Source organism: Amycolatopsis kentuckyensis, from assembly GCF_002155975.1.
GTDB lineage: Bacteria > Actinomycetota > Actinomycetes > Mycobacteriales > Pseudonocardiaceae > Amycolatopsis > Amycolatopsis kentuckyensis.
In genome coordinates this window covers 1-663 of sequence record NZ_MUMI01000852.1, presented here as the reverse complement: position 1 = coordinate 663, position 663 = coordinate 1, and positions in this window count along the sequence as shown.

Below are 663 nucleotides of genomic sequence, written 5' to 3'. Positions count from 1 at the left end.
CCAGCTCCGACGGCAGGTCCGCGTCCGGCTCGTCCGGCAGCGGGTCCGGCGCGGCCGTGACGCCGTCCCGCGGGGGGCCGTCGGGCTCGGGGTGCCGGTTGTCGTCGAGGTGCTCGAGCAGGGTGGTGAGACTGCCGAGGACGTAGCGGTGCCCGAACCGGGTGGCGATCGCGAGGGCCCGGTGGAGGTGCCGGCCGGCCTGGTCGTCGTGGGCGAGCGCGTGTTCGGCGCGGGCCAGCCAGTAGAGCGGGGCGACGTCGGGGGCCAGGTCCGCGTCGGACACGGTGGCCATCAGCGTCCTGGCCTTGAGCAGCTGGTCTTCGGCGGCCCGCCCGGTGGGGTCGGTGAGGCTGGCCAGGGCCAGCAGCAGGGCGCGCGGGCCCGCGTCGGTGGCCGGGTCCAGGTGGTCGGCCAGCGGGCCGAGACCGGGCACGCCCTTCGCGGACGAGAGGATCGACAGGTCGGGGACCGCGGTGGGGTGCCGGCTGCCGACGGTGGTGGCGAGCAGCTCCGCGACCAGCCGGGCGTGGGTGCGGTGGTCGCCGGGGTCGACGATCCGCAGCCCGATGCGGAGCAGGTCGCCCGCCGCTTCGCGGTTGCCTTCCAGGTGCAGCGCCCGCCCGGCCCACAGCGCCGTCTCCGGGCAGTGCGCCACCTGGTCGA